The organism is Mycobacterium shunyiense (assembly GCF_058270075.1).
Window position 1 is genome coordinate 43,238 of sequence record NZ_JBZDPU010000015.1, and the last position, 17,312, is coordinate 60,549.

At 67.1% G+C, this 17,312-nt stretch carries 18 protein-coding genes; 7 read left to right on the forward strand and 11 right to left on the reverse strand.

Annotation, left to right across the window (positions count from 1 at the left end; all coding sequences use genetic code 11):
• Nucleotide 1: 1 nt before the first annotated feature.
• Nucleotides 2–922, forward strand: a complete 921-nt coding sequence (locus AC4ELH_RS14450) for a LysR family transcriptional regulator (protein ID WP_498885087.1) — start codon at nt 2–4, stop codon at nt 920–922.
• Nucleotides 923–1,055: 133 nt separating this feature from the next.
• A complete protein-coding gene (locus AC4ELH_RS14455; protein ID WP_448442980.1) occupies nt 1,056–1,496 on the forward strand; it encodes a M15 family metallopeptidase in 441 nt (146 codons plus the stop codon).
• 1 nt (nt 1,497) lies between these two features.
• On the opposite strand, the gene mymT is transcribed toward AC4ELH_RS14455, so the two are convergent.
• The gene (gene mymT / locus AC4ELH_RS14460) at nt 1,498–1,647 is read right to left on the reverse strand and encodes a copper-binding metallothionein MymT (RefSeq protein WP_082941470.1); all 150 of its coding nucleotides are present in this window, start codon (nt 1,645–1,647) and stop codon (nt 1,498–1,500) included.
• Nucleotides 1,648–1,738: 91 nt separating this feature from the next.
• Between mymT and AC4ELH_RS14465 the strand changes: the two genes are divergently transcribed.
• Entirely contained in the window at nt 1,739–2,587 is an 849-nt protein-coding gene (locus AC4ELH_RS14465; RefSeq protein ID WP_064878141.1) for an SDR family oxidoreductase, read from the forward strand.
• Nucleotides 2,588–2,692: 105 nt separating this feature from the next.
• Complete coding sequence (locus AC4ELH_RS14470) at nt 2,693–3,502, forward strand: class I SAM-dependent methyltransferase (RefSeq protein WP_448442617.1); 810 nt, start codon at nt 2,693–2,695, stop codon at nt 3,500–3,502.
• On the opposite strand, the gene AC4ELH_RS14475 is transcribed toward AC4ELH_RS14470, so the two are convergent.
• Genes AC4ELH_RS14475 through AC4ELH_RS14490 form a run of 4 tightly spaced genes read right to left on the reverse strand, consistent with a single transcriptional unit; the run spans nt 3,499 to nt 7,288 of the window.
• Nucleotides 3,499–4,344, reverse strand: a complete 846-nt coding sequence (locus AC4ELH_RS14475; RefSeq protein WP_498885090.1) for an enoyl-CoA hydratase/isomerase family protein — start codon at nt 4,342–4,344, stop codon at nt 3,499–3,501. The genes AC4ELH_RS14470 and AC4ELH_RS14475 overlap by 4 nt on opposite strands.
• Nucleotides 4,344–4,934 carry a TetR/AcrR family transcriptional regulator gene (locus AC4ELH_RS14480; protein ID WP_498885092.1) on the reverse strand — a complete coding sequence of 197 codons (591 nt, stop codon included), beginning with the start codon at nt 4,932–4,934 and terminating at the stop codon, nt 4,344–4,346. Before AC4ELH_RS14480 ends, AC4ELH_RS14475 begins: the two co-directional genes overlap by 1 nt.
• 42 nt (nt 4,935–4,976) lie before the next feature.
• Nucleotides 4,977–6,494 carry a DUF7782 domain-containing protein gene (locus AC4ELH_RS14485; protein WP_498885094.1) on the reverse strand — a complete coding sequence of 506 codons (1,518 nt, stop codon included), beginning with the start codon at nt 6,492–6,494 and terminating at the stop codon, nt 4,977–4,979.
• Entirely contained in the window at nt 6,491–7,288 is a 798-nt protein-coding gene (locus AC4ELH_RS14490) for an SOS response-associated peptidase (RefSeq protein ID WP_217267089.1), read from the reverse strand. The genes AC4ELH_RS14485 and AC4ELH_RS14490 overlap by 4 nt, the downstream gene beginning before the upstream one ends.
• Before the next feature lie 45 nt (nt 7,289–7,333).
• Here AC4ELH_RS14490 and aroA point away from each other — a divergent pair, with 45 nt between their 5' ends.
• From aroA to AC4ELH_RS14505, 3 genes are read left to right on the forward strand one after another with little or no spacing between them, the layout of a single operon-like run.
• Entirely contained in the window at nt 7,334–8,668 is a 1,335-nt protein-coding gene (gene aroA, locus AC4ELH_RS14495) for a 3-phosphoshikimate 1-carboxyvinyltransferase (protein ID WP_498885096.1), read from the forward strand.
• Nucleotides 8,669–8,674: 6 nt separating this feature from the next.
• Complete coding sequence (gene rsgA, locus AC4ELH_RS14500; RefSeq protein WP_498885098.1) at nt 8,675–9,655, forward strand: ribosome small subunit-dependent GTPase A; 981 nt, start codon at nt 8,675–8,677, stop codon at nt 9,653–9,655.
• A 36-nt stretch (nt 9,656–9,691) separates the two neighbouring features.
• Entirely contained in the window at nt 9,692–10,498 is an 807-nt protein-coding gene (locus tag AC4ELH_RS14505) for an SDR family oxidoreductase (protein WP_498885100.1), read from the forward strand.
• 4 nt (nt 10,499–10,502) lie between these two features.
• Here the strand turns inward: AC4ELH_RS14505 and AC4ELH_RS14510 are convergent, their stop codons facing one another.
• From AC4ELH_RS14510 to AC4ELH_RS14535, 6 genes are all read right to left on the reverse strand, one after another.
• On the reverse strand, nt 10,503–10,901 hold the full coding sequence (locus tag AC4ELH_RS14510) for a hypothetical protein (protein ID WP_174554268.1): 399 nt from the start codon (nt 10,899–10,901) through the stop codon (nt 10,503–10,505).
• 156 nt (nt 10,902–11,057) lie between these two features.
• Nucleotides 11,058–12,296, reverse strand: coding sequence for a fatty acid desaturase family protein (locus tag AC4ELH_RS14515; RefSeq protein ID WP_064886417.1), 1,239 nt, complete (start codon nt 12,294–12,296; stop codon nt 11,058–11,060).
• A 68-nt stretch (nt 12,297–12,364) separates the two neighbouring features.
• Nucleotides 12,365–13,501 carry a ferredoxin reductase gene (locus AC4ELH_RS14520; RefSeq protein WP_498885102.1) on the reverse strand — a complete coding sequence of 379 codons (1,137 nt, stop codon included), beginning with the start codon at nt 13,499–13,501 and terminating at the stop codon, nt 12,365–12,367.
• A 58-nt stretch (nt 13,502–13,559) separates the two neighbouring features.
• The gene (locus AC4ELH_RS14525; protein ID WP_498885104.1) at nt 13,560–14,981 is read right to left on the reverse strand and encodes a metal-dependent hydrolase family protein; all 1,422 of its coding nucleotides are present in this window, start codon (nt 14,979–14,981) and stop codon (nt 13,560–13,562) included.
• Nucleotides 14,982–15,001: 20 nt separating this feature from the next.
• Complete coding sequence (locus AC4ELH_RS14530; protein ID WP_498885105.1) at nt 15,002–15,511, reverse strand: DUF6912 family protein; 510 nt, start codon at nt 15,509–15,511, stop codon at nt 15,002–15,004.
• Between the two features lie 9 nt (nt 15,512–15,520).
• The gene (locus AC4ELH_RS14535; protein ID WP_498885106.1) at nt 15,521–17,308 is read right to left on the reverse strand and encodes a BCCT family transporter; all 1,788 of its coding nucleotides are present in this window, start codon (nt 17,306–17,308) and stop codon (nt 15,521–15,523) included.
• Between the last annotated feature and the right edge of the window lie 4 nt (nt 17,309–17,312).

The window sequence follows — 17,312 nt, forward strand, 5'->3', positions numbered from 1 at the left end:
CATGGACTTCACCAGACTCAGGTACTTTGTGGCGGTCGCCGAGGAATTGCACTTCAAGCGGGCCGCCGACCGGTTGATGATCACGCCGCCCCCGCTGAGCAAGCAGATCAAGCTGCTGGAGTCAGAACTCGGCGGGCAGCTGTTCGAGCGCAATTACCACGAGGTCCGACTGACGCCGCTGGGCGCCAAACTGCTCGGCCCCGCGCGCGAAATCCTGCGCCAGGTCGAGGAATTGAAGGCCACCGCGGCCCGGCTCACCGAGGGAGCCGCCACTGTCCGGGTCGGTGCCACCGCCTACGCGCCGTCGGATTTCGTGGCGCAGGTCCAGACGGCCGTCGCCAACTTGCCGGCACCGACCGAGTTCAGCGTTCCGGGGTCGGCCGCCGAGGTGACCGCCAAGTTGGTGTCCGGCCACCTCGACCTCGGGCTGATCCATCTGCCCACCGCCGACAAGCGGCTGCACTACCGCGTGGTGGCCACCTTCCAGGGCGCCGTGGCGGTCCGTTTCGACGATCCACTGGCCACCAGGGACCTGGTGTCCATCGAGGAGCTCCGCGATCGCGACGTGGTCATCGACTTCGCCCGACCCAATCCCGTCATGCTGGCCGGCCTGACCCGTGCGCTCAACGCCCGGGGGGTGACCCGCATCGTGCGCACCACCAACCAGTTCGGCGGTGAACTGGAGATGGCCGCCCAGGTGTTCAACCGCCACCTCGTCGCGGTGGTGCCCTACGCACCCGAGTCACTGATCGGCAAGATCTTCTCGCCACCGGAATTCACACTGGTGCCGATCGACGAGAGCACCTGGTCGCCGGCCCGCATCGCTCTGGCCTGGGTGCCTGATCGGCTGAAGAACCCCGCCGAGATCGAGGCGCTGGTGGAGGTCCTGGCGGTCGGCCTGGCCCAGGGGCGGGCGCAGTAGTGTGGGCACAGTGATACCGAAGCTGGTGGGCGCCACTGTGGCCTCGAGCGTCGCCGCCCTGGCGGCCCTGCTCGGCCAGCCTGCGCCGGCACCGGCCGGACCGCAGATCCGGCTGGTCGACAACCCCGTCCCGATGACCCAGGGGGACGGCTCGCTGCCCGACGGGCAGGTCCTGACCCCGTACGACGTGCAGAATCCCGCGATCGGCCGGTTGGACCCGCGCCTGCTGGCCGCCATTCAGAACGCCGCCGATGCCGCGGCCGCCGACGGCGTGGCCATGACGATCAACTCGGGGTGGCGCTCGGCCGACTTCCAGCAGTCACTGCTCGATCAGGCGGTGCAGACGTACGGCAGCCTGGCGGCGGCCCGTCAGTACGTGCAGACACCGACCGCGTCCCGGCACGTGACCGGCGAGGCGGTCGATGTCGGCGGTCCGCAGGCCGACCACTGGCTGATCGCCAACGGTTCCCGCTTCGGGCTCTGCCAGATCTACGCCAACGAGCTGTGGCATTTCGAACTCGTCGCCGATCCGGCCGGCAACTGCCCGCCGCTGCAACCCAACGCGGCAGGCTGAGCTATTCGGTGACCGGCACCATGTCGGCTCCGCACGTGCACTTGTAACTGCTTTCAGGGCCCTTGCAGTGGCACTCGGACTCGACGCGGATCCGGCATCCACAGCCTTCGTGGGCACAGGTCAGGACGGACCCTGCAGGGACAACACTCATGTCTCCTCCAATTTGTCGACACGTCCATCGTCCCCCTCCCGGAGGCTGAACCGGGCAGATCAATACAACTGGGTCGGCCTATCGTGTCCCTATGACTCTGTCCGGGAAGACCATGTTCATCTCCGGCGCCAGCCGTGGCATCGGCCTGGCGATCGCCAAGAAGGCCGCCGCCGACGGCGCCAACATCGCGCTGGTCGCCAAGACCGCCGAACCGCATCCCAAGCTCGAAGGCACCGTCTACACGGCCGCCAAGGAGATCGAAGAGGCCGGCGGGCAGGCCCTGCCGATCGTCGGAGACGTGCGTGACGGCGACTCGGTGGCCTCAGCAGTAGAACAAGCAGTTGCCCAATTCGGCGGTATCGACCTCTGCGTCAACAACGCCTCGGCGATCAATCTCGGCTCCATCGAGGAAGTTCCGCTCAAGCGCTTCGACCTGATGAACGGGATCCAGATCCGCGGCACCTACGCCGTGTCGCAGGCCTGTATCCCGCACATGAAGGGCCGGGACAACCCCCACATCCTGACGCTGTCCCCGCCGATCCGACTGGAGTCGGAGTGGCTCAAACCGACCGCGTACATGATGGCCAAGTATGGAATGACATTGTGTGCCTTGGGTATCGCCGAGGAGATGCGCGAGGCCGGCATCGCGTCGAACACGCTGTGGCCGCGCACCCTGGTGGCCACCGCAGCGGTGCAGAATCTGCTCGGCGGTGACGAGGCCATGGGCCGTGCCCGCAAGCCCGACGTCTACGCCGACGCGGCCTACGCGATCTTCAACAAGCCCGCACGCGAGTACACCGGCCAGAGCCTGTTGTGCGAGGACGTGCTGCTCGCGAACGGCGTCACCGATCTGTCGGTGTACGACTGCGTGCCCGGGTCCGAACTCGGCGTCGACTTGTGGGTGGACACCCCCAACCCACCGGGATACGTCCAGCCGTGATGCCCGCCGTTGATGTCGAATGGCCAGTTATCGCACACCGATACGCGCGCACCGTGCAATAACTGGCCACTCGACGCGCGGCGTACCCCATCTAGGCTCGTCGGCATGCCAGACCCACAACTCCCTGACCCGCGGCCTACCAACTGGGCCGCCGGCCGCTATCAGGCCGTCGCCGAACAGATCGCCGTCATCGCCGGTGAGGTCGTCACCAGCGCCGACCGGCTGCGGCCGGTCCGCGACACCCCTCTGGCCGACCTGGCGTGCGGCACCGGAAGCGCTGCGCTGGCCGCCGCCGAGGCCGGGGCCCACGTCACCGGCGTCGATCTCACCGCTGAGCTGATCGCCATCGCCTCAGAGCGCCCGGGGGCCGACGCCGTGCAGTGGGTGGTCGCCGACGCAGCCCACACCGGTTTGCCCGACGGCGGATTCGGCACCGTGGTGTCGAACATGGGGATCATCTTCATCGAGCCCACCAGCCTGGTCGCCGAGGTCACCCGGCTGTTGACCCCGGGCGGGATCTTCGCGTTCTCCACCTGGATCCGAGACGAAGCCGGCAGCCCGTTCTTCACGCCGATCGTGGAAACCCTCGGTGCGCCGCCAGCGGCCGGCTACTCGCCCGATCAGTGGGGTGATCCCGATGTCGTGCATTCGCGCCTCGGTATCGGATTCGACGATGTCCATTTCGAAACCGACTCACACACATGGCGATTCGACTCTGTCGAATCGGCGGTCCGATTCATCTCGGACGAATCGCCGATGCACGTCAACCTGCTCAGCCAGCTGGATGACGCGACGCGGACCCGGCTGCTCGACGCCTTCACCGCGGCGCTGAGCGCACAGACCGACGACGACGGCCGAGTCGCCTTCGACGCGCCCTATGCGGTGGTGACCGCACGCAAGATCAGAAACACTTAGCGCGCACGCGTCCCGCCGGACAGCATGGTCTCGACGCTGTCGGCGAAAGCCGCGGTGGTGAAACAGGTCGGTTCGGCGAACTCTTCGAGCATGAGCGCGTCGTTCCAACTGGCGTCGGCCGCGGTCCGCAACAGGGGTTTGGTCATCGCGACCGCGTGCGGCGGCAGCGCGGCGACCCGGGAACACCATTCGTCGGCGGTGGCGAGCAGCTGTTCGTGGGCGACGACCTCGTGCACCAGGCCCAGCCGCTGCGCGGTTTCGGCGTCGATGTGCTCGCCTTTGAGGTAGTAGGCCAGCGCACCCTGATAGCCGAGTCGCCGGGTGAGCGCCCAACTGGTGCCGACCTCCGGGATCAATCCGAGGCGGGCGAAGGCAGGCACGATGACCGCCCGCTCACTGGCGATGGTCAGATCGCACGTCAGCGCCCAGGCCAGGCCGACACCGGCGGCCGGACCGTTCAGGGCGGCCACGAAGACGGTGTCCGAACCCGCGATGAGCCGGGCGATACCTCCGAATTCGCGTCGTATCCAGCGCCATACGTCCGCAGTGCCCTCGGCCTGGTACCGATTCTCGATGGCCGCACGCATCATGCGCAGGTCGCCGCCCGCACTGAAGCCCGGGTCCGCGCCCGTCAACACGACAGCGCGAATATCGTTGTCGGCCACCAGCTCCTCCAGAGCCCGGCGGAGCTGCCGGACCAGCGGTGCGGACAGGACGTTCAGCCGATCAGGTTCGTCGAGGGTCACCACCGCGCGATCGCCGCGGCGCTCGACCACAATTCGTTGTGGCGCAGCCGGATCGTCGCCTTCAGCCACCATGCCGCGATACAAGGGCTTGTCCATCAAAAATCCTCCTCAATCGGTTTGGCCTGCAATGCATTCCATGCCGCGTCGGCAAATATCTCGACAACCTCGCTGTCCAGCTCCGCAACATCGCCGGCCACCCAGTGGCGGGCGTACTCCTGCGCGGGGCCGAACCACAGCGCGGCCGTGACGCCGGGATGGATGGCAGAAAGCACGCCGTAGGCGCGGTGTGGCCGCCACCAGGCCTGGATGGCTGCGAAGAAGTCCTGGTTGGCCGCCTGCAGTTCGCTGCTGTCGAGCCGGTCGCCCAGCAGGAGTGCGGCTTCGCCGCGGTGCGCGGCGATCCAGTTCAGGTGATGCCGCACCCCGGCGCGGATTCCCTCTTCGGCGGTGTCCTGCCCGCGCAGCATCTCCACGAAACCGGCCTGGTACTCGGCCATGACCTGGGCGTAGACCGCCGCCGCCAGCGCCGGCTTGTCGGGAAAGTGGTGGTAGAGCGATCCGACGCTCACCTCGGCCTCACGCCGCATCTCGTCGAGCGTCGGGGCGATGGTCCCCTCCGACGCGAACCGTCGTCGCGCGACCGCCAGTAGTCGGTCCCGCGCGCCCCTACCCTTTGACGGCGCCACGAGGATTACTCTAACAAAACCGAGCAATCCTCTAAAGAGCTGTCATTCTGCCTGGTAGAGGATTCCGCAGCCGATCGCCTCCCGCACCTCCGGCAGCGCGGCCTGCGCCAGCGCGTCGGCATCCACGCCGTGATGCGTGGCCAGCAGCTGGATCAAGGCACCCAAGGGCACCTCGCCGCGGCAGCCCGCCAAAAGCGCTCGCATCACCTCGTCGACCCCGATGACGGCGGCCGGGCCGCCCGGGCGGCGCACTGCGGCGCCCACCTCCTGCCAGCCATCCGGCCCGGGCAGCGCCTGCGCCTCCAGGAATACCGGCGCCGTGGAGAGCCGGGCTGCGAGCAGCATGTCGTCGGAGGTGTCGCGCAGGAATGCCCGCCGGGCGAAGAACGCGTCCACCTCGGCTCCGGTGACCGCCTCGTCGGCGCCGGTGATCTCCTCGAGGATCTGCTCGGGCAGTTCCCCGTCCCGCGGGACCCGCAGCGAGATCATGCCCATCCCGACGCCGGTGATCCCCTGTTCGGTGAACCAGTCGAGCCATTCACCACCGCGCTGCGCCTGTCGATCGAGGTCTTCTCCGGCGTCGGCCAGCCACAACGAGACATAGCTGACCGGGTCGGCCAGCTCGCGCTGTACCACCCAGGCGTGCAGGCCGGTGCCGGCCAGCCAACCAGAAACACGTTGGCGCCAGGTCTCGCCTTCTTTACCCTCGCGCACAATCCAGTTCGCCATGATGTGGGCGGTGCCACCCGGGGAAAGATGATCACCGATCTGCTCGATCAGGCTCTGGCACAAGGCATCTCCGGCCACACCCGAATCGCGGTAGATGTAATCGCGGGCACCCGAACCCACCACGAACGGTGGATTGGAGACGATCAGATCGAATCGCTCTCCTGCCACCGGTTCGAAGAGGCTGCCCTGACGCAGATCCCACGACATGCCGTTCAGCCGCGCAGTCATCGCTGCCAGTGCCAGCGCCCGCTCGTTGGTGTCGGTCGCGACGATCTCGTCGCAGTGTGCGTCCAGATGCAGCGCCTGGATACCGCATCCGGTTCCTAGGTCAAGGGCGCGGCGCACCGGGTTTCGCGTGACCGCCCGCGCCAAAGACACCGACGCCCCGCCGATCCCGAGCACATGGTCGTGTCGCAACGGCCCCCGGCGCACCGCGGCGTCCTGATCGGACACGACGTAAAAATCGCGGGCTCCGTCGCTGTGCGGGCGAATGTCGAGGGCGGCCCGAACCTTGTCGCCGGTGAACTCCAGGACCCCGTTGGCAGCCATGGTCTCCAGGCTGGTCGACGGGAATGCCGCCTCGACCAGGTCGCGTGCCTCCTCGGTTCCGAGCAGCAGCAGACGCACCAGCACGGCCAGTCGTTGCCGGTCTGCCGGGGCGGCATGGGTAACCCGTAGGACCGGCCACCACACGCCCCGGCCCAGCGCGGCGTTGGCGTCGGCGCCGAGCAGCTCGGCCACTCCGTCGGTGGTGAATCCGGCCGATCGCAGGTCGGCACCGATCGCATCGACCAGGGCAGGGTCGACCACACCGGCATCGACGCTGCTCAAAACAACCCCATCTCTTCGGGCTCGGCCGGCTCGATGAGCTCGGGGCCGTTGTTGCGGACACTGTTGACCAGTCGTGACACCTCACGGACGGCGATCCGGTCGAGATCCCCGTGACCACGCAGCAGGCCCTCATCGATGGGGGCGTCGGGATCCATCCAGCGGTCCCAGTCGGGCGCGCTGATGGTCAGCGGCATCCGGTCATGGATCTCGGCGAGCGGGCCGGCGGAGTCGGTGGTGATGATCGTGCAACTGAGTAGGGGCGGCGCGTCCTTTGGTGCGCCCTGCGGACGCCACGTCGTCCACAGCCCCGCCATGAACAGCAGCTCGCCGTCGGCACCGTACATGTAGAACGGCGTCTTGGCTGCTTTTTTGCCGGCCGTGTCCGCGTTCGGCTTCCACTCGTACCAACCGTCCATCGGGATCAGACACCGCTTGCTCTTGGCGGAGTTGCGGAATGCCGGTGATGTGGTGACCTTCTCCGCGCGCGCGTTGATCAGCAGCGGCCCCTTGGTGTCGGGGCCGCCACCCTCGGCCGTCTTCACCCACGGCGGGATCAGCCCCCAGCGCATGGACCGGATCCGGCGGGTCGATTCGTCCTCGGGCTCGGTGTGCCGTTTGACGACGCTGGAGATGGTCGTCGTCGGAGCCACGTTGTAGTTGGGACCGGCACTGTAATTCGCACCCGCGACGTCCTTGTCGCCCTTGTCCCCGGAGCTCGACGTGCTTTCATCAATCGCCTGGATCTTCTGCGCCAGCAGCGCCGGATCGGTGGTCACCGCGAAACGTCCACACATAGTGCCCATGGTTGCAGAGTCCGCGGACAAGGCAGGATGTAGTGCGTGAGTGCACGTGAGGAGCAAACAGAACACTGGCAGGCCCCGTCGACGACGGTGCCGGTTGACGCCACCGTCACGGTGCCGGGTTCGAAGTCTCTGACCAACCGTGCACTCGTACTGGCCGCGCTGGCCACCGCGCAGGGGCCCTCCACTGTCAGCGGCGCACTGCGCAGCCGCGACACCGACCTGATGATCGACGCGATCCGCACCCTCGGCGTCAGCGTCACGGCAGCCGACCACGACGACACCGAGCTGACCGTCAGCGGCCGCATCGCGCCGGCCCCGGATGCGCGCGTCGACTGCGGACTGGCCGGCACCGTGCTGCGGTTCGTGCCCCCGGTCGCCGCGTTGGGCACCGCCTCGGTCACCTTCGACGGCGACGAGCAGGCCAGGTCCCGGCCGATCTCCCCGCTGCTCAACGGGCTACGTGGGCTCGGAGTCGAGGTGGACGGCGACAGTCTGCCGTTCGCGGTACTCGGCCGGGGCGCCGTGGCCGGCGGCACCGTCGAGATCGACGCGTCGGGTTCCTCGCAGTTCGTCTCCGGGCTGTTGTTGTCGGGTGCGACCTTCACCGACGGCCTCACCATCGTGCACACCGGAACCTCGGTGCCGTCGGCTCCGCACGTCGCGATGACGGTGGCGATGCTGCGCGACGCCGGGGTGCAGGTCGATGACTCGGTTCCCAACCGCTGGCGGGTCTCCCCCGGGCCGGTCGCCGCGCGGGCCTGGCACATCGAACCGGATCTGTCGAACTCCACGCCCTTTCTGGCCGCTGCGATCGTCACCGGCGGAACAGTGCGGATCGCCGGTTGGCCGTCGGCCAGCATCCAACCCGCCGACACCATCCTCGACCTGCTGACGAAGGTGAATGCGACTGTCCACCAACGTGATACCCACTTGGAGGTCAGTGGCGCCGAAGGATATGGCGGGTTTGACGCCGACCTGCACGACGTCGGCGAGCTCGCTCCCACGGTGGCCGCGCTGGCCGCATTGGCCGCTGACGGCTCGACGTCGCGGCTACGGGGTATCGCGCACCTGCGCGGACATGAGACCGACCGGCTGGCCGCACTGACCACCGAGATCAACGGACTCGGCGGCGACTGCTCCGAGACCGAGGACGGCCTGCTCATCACCGCGCGGCCGCTGCACGGCGGGACCTGGCGCTCCTACGCCGACCACCGGATGGCCACCGCAGGGGCGATCATCGGCCTGCGGGTAGCCGGTGTGGCGGTGGAGAACATCGAGACCACCGCCAAGACCCTGCCCGACTTCCCGCTCATGTGGGAGCAGATGCTGGCGGGCGACCCGTCGACTGGCCCGCACAAAAAGGGGAAGTAAACCACCTTGGGAGCGCGGGATTACGACGAATCCGATGTCCGGATCAGGCCGGGCCGGGGTACCCGTCCGCGCACCAAGATCCGCCCCGACCACGCCGATGCCCAGTCCGCGATGGTGGTCACCGTTGACCGCGGCCGCTGGGGCTGCGCACTGGATCGCGATCCGCATCACCGCGTGGTCGCGATGCGGGCCCGTGAACTGGGCCGCACCCCAATCGTGGTCGGCGACGACGTCGACATCGTCGGCGACCTGTCCGGCCGCCCGGACACCCTGGCCCGGATCGTCCGCCGTGGTGAGCGCCGAACAGTGTTGCGCCGCACCGCCGATGACACCGATCCGACGGAACGGGTGGTGGTCGCCAACGCCGACCAGCTGTTGATCGTGGTGGCCCTGGCCGACCCACCGCCGCGCACCGGTTTCGTCGAACGCGCACTGATCGCCGCCTACGCCGGCGGGCTGAGACCAGTGCTGTGCCTGACGAAATCCGATCTGGCCGCCCCAGAGCCGTTCGCCGCGCAGTTCGCGGATCTGGACCTGACCATCGTCACGGCGGGCCGCGAGGATCCACTCGATGCGGTCGCACCGCTGCTGACCGATCAAGTCACCGTGTTCCTCGGGCATTCCGGGGTGGGCAAGTCGACGCTGGTGAATCGCCTTGTCCCGGAGGCGGATCGGGCCACGGGCGAAGTCTCCGGAGTGGGCAAGGGCAAGCACACCTCCACCCAGTCGGTGGCGCTCCCGCTCGACGGCCAGGGCTGGGTGATCGACACTCCCGGCATCAGGTCGTTCGGGCTGGCACACATTCAACCGGACGACGTGATCAGGGCGTTCTCGGATCTGGCCGACACCATCGAGGACTGCCCGCGCGGCTGCGGCCATATGGGCCCACCCGCCGATCCCGAATGTGCGCTGGACACCCTGACCGGGCCGGCGGCGGGCCGCGTCGCGGCGACCCGTCACCTGTTGACCGCTCTGCGGGAAGCCTGACCTGCCCCGACGTCTCGGCGACTATGGTCGCTGAACGTGGCTACTTACGTTCTCACCGGCAGCGCCTCTGGGCTTGGGGCGGCAACCAAGAAACGGCTGGAATCCGACGGGCATCGGGTGATCGGCGTCGACCTGCGCGGGGCCGACGTGAACGTGGACTTGAGCACCCCGGACGGACGTGCGGAGGCGATCGTCAAGGTCACCGAGCTGGCCGACGGCGGCATCGACGGTTTCGTCCCGTTCGCCGGTCTGGCCGCCGCAACCGGCCGTCCGGCGGACCTGCTCATCGCCGTCAACTACTTCGGCGCCATCGAGCTGCTGGAAGGTCTGCGTCCACTGCTGGCCGGCCGGGAGAACGCGTCGGTGGTGCTGATCAGTTCGAATTCGACGACCACTCAACCCAATTGGCCGGTGGAGCTGGCCGAAGCCTGCCTTGCCGGTGATGAGACGGGCGCCAATACCGTCGCCTCCACCTACGGCGATTTCGCGGCCCTCCAGGCCTACCCGGCGACCAAGGCCGCCCTGGCCTACTACGCCCGCACCAAGTCCGCGGAGTACATCGCCGACGGCATCCGGCTCAACGCGATCGCACCGGGGCTCATCGACACTCCGATGACCCAGGAGGGCCGCAAGGATCCGCTGACCGGTGCGGGAATGGAGCAGTTCCTCAAGACGATCCCAGCGGGGCGCGGCGGGCGGCCCGAAGAGGTGGCTGCGCTGGTGGCGTTCCTACTGGGTCCCGATTCGGGTTACTTCGTCGGGTCGGTCATCTTCGTCGATGGCGGTATCGACGCCGCCTTCCGGAGCAAGGACTGGCCGAAGGTCTGGGAACTCAACATGTAACGGGTCAGTGCTTGGTCTTGGCCTGGTCGGCCGCAGCCTGCTGCTGTTCCTGCTCGGCCTGCTGCTTGGCCGCCGCGATGGCGGCGCGCCCCTCCGGGCTCGCCGCCGAGTTGCCCGGCGTCTTGGCCGAGGCCACCCCGGCGTTGCAGTTCAGGTTGAGCAGCACGGTGTCGGTGACGGGCGCGAAGTTGTCGCCCTTGTGCCAGGATGCCTTCTCCGAGCTCGCCACCACGCAGTCGTCGTCGGCCTCGGAATCACCCGAACGGGTCGCAACGACACCCTTCATCCCGGCATCGGACAGCTCGGACTGCACGTCGGAGTATTTCTGCCCGGCGTAGTCGTCGGCCGCGGCGATACCGGTGGCCAGTGCACCCACCGGAACGGCCGAGGCGCCCAGCACCATGGCAGCCGCAAGTAGCTTCCTCACGAACGCAGAATATGAACGACGACTGCGAGGACCCTGGGAGTGCGTCGGGCAATTGCTTGGAATTCGAGCGCAACGTGAAGAAGGTGTCGAGAAATCAGCGATGTCTCGACACCTTCTTCACATTCGACCAGCTCAGCGGCGGCGCCAGCCCCGCACGGTCGCGATGGCCGTCTTCAGACCACGACGACGTCCCGTCGTCGGATCGGTAACGCCGTACCCGTCGAGCTCGGTGAACATCCGCTCACTGCGCGTTTCCGGGGCATTGTCGGCCGTGTCCTTCAGGAACCGGTCCGGCAGCGACAATTTGGCGATCGTGCGCCAGGTCTTGCCGTACTGCACCAGGAACGGTCCCGTGGTGTAGGGCAGGTCGTACTTGTCGCACAGCGCCCGTACCCGGACCGCGATCTCGGCGTACCGATTGCTCGGCAGATCCGGGAACAGGTGGTGCTCGATCTGGTAGCTCAGATTGCCGCTCATGAAGGCCAGCACCGGACCTGAGTTGAAGTTGGCGCTACCCAGCATCTGGCGCAGGTACCACTGGCCGCGGCTTTCACCGACCATGTCGGTCTTGGTGAATTTCTCTGCGCCATCGGGGAAGTGGCCGCAGAAGATCACCGCGTTGGCCCAGACGTTGCGGATGACGTTGGCCACCGCATTGGCCTTCAAGGTGGACTTGAAGGTGGCGCCGGGCGACAACGACGTGAGCGCGGGCCAGACCACGTAGTCCTTGGCCAGCTGGTGGCCGGCCTTGACGCCGAACTCACGTACCCGGACGAGCGTCGCGTTGCGATTGTCGCGACCCTTGAAGATCTTGCCGAGCTCCAGGTGCTGCAACCCGACGCCCCACTCGAAGCCGATCGCGAGAAGGGTGTTGAAGAGCAGGTTGCCGTAGAGGTTGAACGGCTTCCACTTGGCATCCCGGGTCACGCGGATGACGCCGTAGCCCACGTCGTCGTCCATGCCGAGGATGTTCGTGTACTTGTGATGCATGAAGTTGTGGGTGAACCGCCAGTGCTTGGACGCCCCGCTCATGTCCCACTCCCACGAGGAGGAGTGAATCTCGGGATCGTTCATCCAGTCCCACTGGCCGTGCATGGTGTTGTGGCCGATCTCCATGTTCTCGATGATCTTGGCCACGCCCAGGGTGATGGTGCCCGCCCACCAGGCGGAACGCTTCGAGCTCGCCGCGAGCATGACGCGGCCGGCGACGTCGAGCGCACGTTGCGCCGCGATGGTGCGGCGGATGTAGCGGGCGTCCCGCTCACCACGGGAGTCTTCGATGTCTTGTCGGATCGCGTCGAGTTCGATGCCCAGATTCTCGATGTCGGCATCGGTCAGATGCGCGAATGCGGGAACGTCGGTTACTGCCATCGTCAGCCTCCTCTCAATTACCTACGGTAGCGTAACCTACGACCCCGTAGGTTACTAGCCAGTAAATCTTAGACATCCAGGACGCAGTCGCCGGAAGCGGCGGAAACACACGTCTGGATCCTGGTGCCCGGGTCGTGCTCGACGCCGGTGCGTAGATCGCGGACATGTCCTTCGACCAGGCCCACCACACAGGACTGGCAGATCCCCATCCGACAGCCGAACGGCATCTGGATCCCGACCTGCTCCCCCGCGTCCATCAACGGCGTCGCGCCGTCGATCGTGACCTCCTTGCCGCTGCGCTCGAACGTCACCGTGCCCCCGGCGCCGTGCGGAGCCGCGCGCGACACCGCGAACCGTTCCAGGTGCAGGTGCTCGGCGATGCCGGCGGCCTCCCACACCTGTTCGGCGTCGTTGAGCATGCCTTCGGGCCCGCACGCCCACGCTTGACGCTCACGCCAATCGGGAACCAACTCACCGAGTTGCGCCAGATCAAGCCTGCCTTCGGTCCGGGTGCTGCGCAACAACAGCCGGTAGCCGGGATGCGCATCGTGCAACTCTGCCAACTCCTGGCCGAACATCACATCGGATTCGGTTGGCGCGGAATGCACGTGCACGATGTCGGTGATCTGGCCCCGTCGCACCAGGGTGCGCAGCATCGACATCACCGGAGTGATGCCCGAGCCCGCCGTCACGAACAGGACCGTTGCCGGCGCCGGTTGCGGCATGACGAAGTTGCCCTGCGGCGCGGCCAGCCGCACCACGGTTCCCGGACGCAGCCCGTCGACCAGGTGAGTCGACAGGAACCCCTCCGGCATCGCCTTGACGGTGATCGCGATGGTGCGCGCGGATTTCTCCGGCGTCGAGGTCAGCGAATACGACCGCCAACGCCAGCGCCCGTCGATCAGCACACCGATGCCGATGTACTGACCGGGCTCATAGTCGAACGAGAAACCCCAGCCCGGCTTGATCACCAGAGTCGCCGAGTCGGCGGTTTCGCGGCGCACCTCGACCACCCGCCCGCGCAACTCCCGCGCCGACCACAACGGGTTGGCCAGCTTGAGGTAATCGTCGGGCAGCAACGGCGTGGTCACCTGACCCACGATGCGGCGAAGCGCGTTCCACGCGGGACGGTGCTCGGCGCCGGCAACGGTAGGGCGAACCGTGTCGGCCACATTGGCCGAGACCTTGATCGAGTTCTTGGCCATGAACCTACGGTACCGTAGGTTACTGCCCCGTAGCTAGTCGTACGTCCGCTCTCACAGGTCAGGACGCCAAAGTGTTCTTGTACGTTTTCCCGTCCTTCATGATCACTTTGAAATTCCGTTCCGGGTCGGCAACCAGGTCCAACTGAGCCAGCGGGTCACCGTCGACCAGCAGGAGATCAGCCAGCGCACCCTCCTGCACCACGCCCAGCTTTCCCGCGTACGGACTGCGCTTGCCTGACAACGCCAGCAGTTCGGCGTTGGTTCCGGTGGCCATCGTCAACGTCTCGGCGGGCGAGAACCACTTGCCGAGCCCGGCCAACAGCGCGCCCTGTTTCGGCACCAGCTGCGGCGAGAACAGGATGTCGGTGCCGAAGGCCGTCTTGAGCTTGTACTTGCGGGCCAACTGATAGACGTTGCCGACGCCGTCGACGATCTCCTTGGCCTTGGCCGCCTCGTCGGAGCCCGGCGGAAACGCACCGATCATCTCGGCCGGGATGGGCTGCGTGCTCAGCCAGATGTTCTTGTCCGCCATCTCTTTTGCCGTCGCCTCATCCATCAGGTGGGCGTGTTCGATGCACGTGACGCCGGCGCGGATCGCCTGCTGGATGGTCTGCGGGGTGTAGGCGTGTACGGCGACATAGGTGCCCCAGTTGCCGGCCGCCTCGGTGGCCGCCCGAAGTTCGGGTTCGGTGAAGGTGGTGACGTCGAGCGGGCTGTGCGGGGACGACACCCCGCCCCCGGCGGTGAGCTTGATCTGCGAGGCACCCTGGAACAGCTGCTCGCGGGCACGCATCCGCACCTCGTCGGGACTGTCGGCCACCATGGCGGCGCCGAGTTCCTCCTGACGGGACTGCGGGTCGCCGGGATTGCGCGGTAGGTCCGCGGACGTACGGAAGTCACCATGGCCGCTGGTGACGGTGATGATCGCGCCCGACGGGAAGATGCGCGGTCCGTCGATGACACCTTCGTCGATGGCCTTCTTCAGCCCGAAGCTCGGGCCACCGAGATCACGCACCGTGGTGAATCCACGCATCAAGGTGTCGCCGGCCTCGGCGCCGGCCAACAGGTTGAGGTACCCCGGATCCAAGGTCGTCAGCTGTGTCACCGGCGGCCGCACGAGCATCGTGTGCCAGTGGTTGTCGATCAGGCCGGGCATCAACGTGCGCCCGCCGCCGTCGATCACCGTGGCGGCCGGATCAGCCGGGAGCTCCTCGGTGGAGATCCGTTCGATCCGGTTGCCTTTCACCCGCACATTCGACGGCGCCGACAGCCGATCACTATGGCCGTCAAAGATTTTCACGTTCCGGAAGTCCGTCGTGGCCACCTCGGCGCCTGTGGCCGGCGGCACCGGAGGCTGCCGGGACTCCGTCGGGGCCGCCGACTCGTTCGGGCCTGCCGACGGGGCGTCACCCCCGCCGGTCGAACACGCCGCACTCGCCAAGACCACGGCCAGCACCGCCAACAGCCCGAATCCGCGCATCAAAATCCCCGTCTCGTCGATCAGAGCAGTTCGAGCAGGAACGGCAATTCCTGCGGGGCGTACCACGCCAGGTCGTGATCTTGGGCGTCTCCCACCGTGAGTTCGGCGTCCTCGTCGCCCATGTCCGCCTCGTCGATGACATCGACCGCGGCCAGCACCGCCGACTCCGCATCGGCATTGTCGACGTACACCGCGACCACGGCATCGATCGGCAACGGCCCGGACAGCCGCACCACGGCGTCATCGAGATCAGGGCGAATCGTGACCTCCACGTCCGCCCCGGGGTGGGCCACCACGACCGCCCGCCGCGGCGGCAGGCCCGAATCGGACGGGCCGCCGGCCAGCAACCGCAGCGAGGCCAGCGCGGCCTCACGCAAGGCCACCTCGGCGAGTTCGTCGTCGTCGCCCTCGGCATAGGCCTCCCGCAACGTCGGGGTGACCGCGAAGGCGGTCCCGTTCACGACGAGCAGGTGACGGTCGGCGACGAGCTTCTGCAGGGCGACCAGGGTCGTCGGGATGTAGACGCGCACACCGCGAGGTTAATCGTCGACGGCGTCTCTGCGGTCGTCGGCTTGCGGGTCTTTCTCCACCGAAATCACGAAATCGTCGCCGTGCTGGGTGACACCGGAGACCACCGCATCGTTGACCGCCTCCAGCGCGTACTCGCGGCGCACCACCAGTGGGTCCTGGCGGAGGTCTCGCACCAGCGCCACCGCGAGACCGATCATCACCAGGACGAACGGGACCGCGACGATGATGGTGATCGACTGCAGACCGTTCAGGGCGTCGGCCCCGCCGACCAGCAGCATCACCGCCGCCACCGCGCCGGTGGCGACACCCCAGAAGATGACCGTCGGGCGGGTGGGTTTGATGGTGCCCCGCTCGGACAGCGAACCCATCACGATCGACGCGGCGTCGGCGCCCGACACGAAGAAGATGGCGACCAGCACCATCACCACGACACTGGTGACCGTCGCGATCGGATATTCACCGAGCAGGCTGAACAGCTGCCGCTCCTGGCTGCCCATTCCGGCCAGATCCACGCCGTTCTCCTGCTCGAAGATCGCCGCACCGCCGAACACGCAGAACCACACCACCGACACCACGCTCGGTACCAACAGGACCCCGGTCACGAACTGCCGGATGGTGCGGCCGCGGGAGATCCGGGCGATGAACATGCCGACGAACGGAGTCCACGAGATCCACCACGCCCAGTAGAAGATCGTCCACTTCTGCAGCCAGGTGCTGACCGCTTCACCTTCGGCGCCGGTCCGGGCAGCCATCTGCGCCAGCTGATCCACATAGCTGCCGATGGAGGTCGGGATCATGTTCAACATGAACATCGTCGGGCCGACCAGGAAGATGAACAGGGCTATCCCGACTGCCAGCACCATGTTGATGTTCGACAGCCATTGAATGCCACGGGCGACACCGGACACCGCCGACAGCACGAACGCCACGGTGAGGATCGCGATGATGCCGACCAGGATGGCGTTACCGGTTTCGCCGATCCCGGCGACGATGTGCAACCCGCTGCGGATCTGTAGCGCACCGAGCCCCAGCGAGGCGGCCGATCCGAACAGCGTGGCGAAGATCGCCAGCATGTCGATCACCTTGCCCCACGGCCCGTTGGCGTGTTTGCCCAGCAGCGGCTCGAATGCTGCCGACACCAGCTGCAACCGGCCCTTGCGGTAGACGCCGTAGGCGATGGTCAGGCCGACGACGGCGTAGATCGCCCACGGATGCAACGTCCAGTGGAACATCGTGGTCGCCATCGCGGTCTCGGCTGCCCGGGGATTGCCCGGGCCGCCGGTCCCCGGCGGCGGGGAGTCGAAATGCGACAGCGGCTCGGACACCCCGAAGAACATCAGACCGATACCCATGCCGGCGCTGAACATCATCGCCACCCAGGACACGGTGCGAAACTCCGGCTCGTCGTCGTCACGGCCCAGCGGAATGTTGCCGTAGCGACTCATCGCCAACCAGATCACGAAGATCACGAACCCGGACGCGGTCAGGACGAACAGCCAACCGACATCGGCCATCACCCAGCCGAGGGCGTTCTTCGAGGCGCTGGCAAGCGAATCCGTGCTGACGAATCCCCAGACCAGGAATGCGAGCGCGATGACGGCGGTGACCCCGAAAACCACCCAGTCCACGCCGGCACGGCGGGTGTAGGCCTTCTGCTCTACCGGGACGTCGAGTACCGGGTGGTGGGGCACCACCTCGGCAACCGACTTGAGCGCATCTTCGGTCTTCTTGACGACTGATCTCTTGGCTTCGTGCGTGTTCTTGTCGGGTCTACTGTTTCGTATCTCAGCTGGCATGATC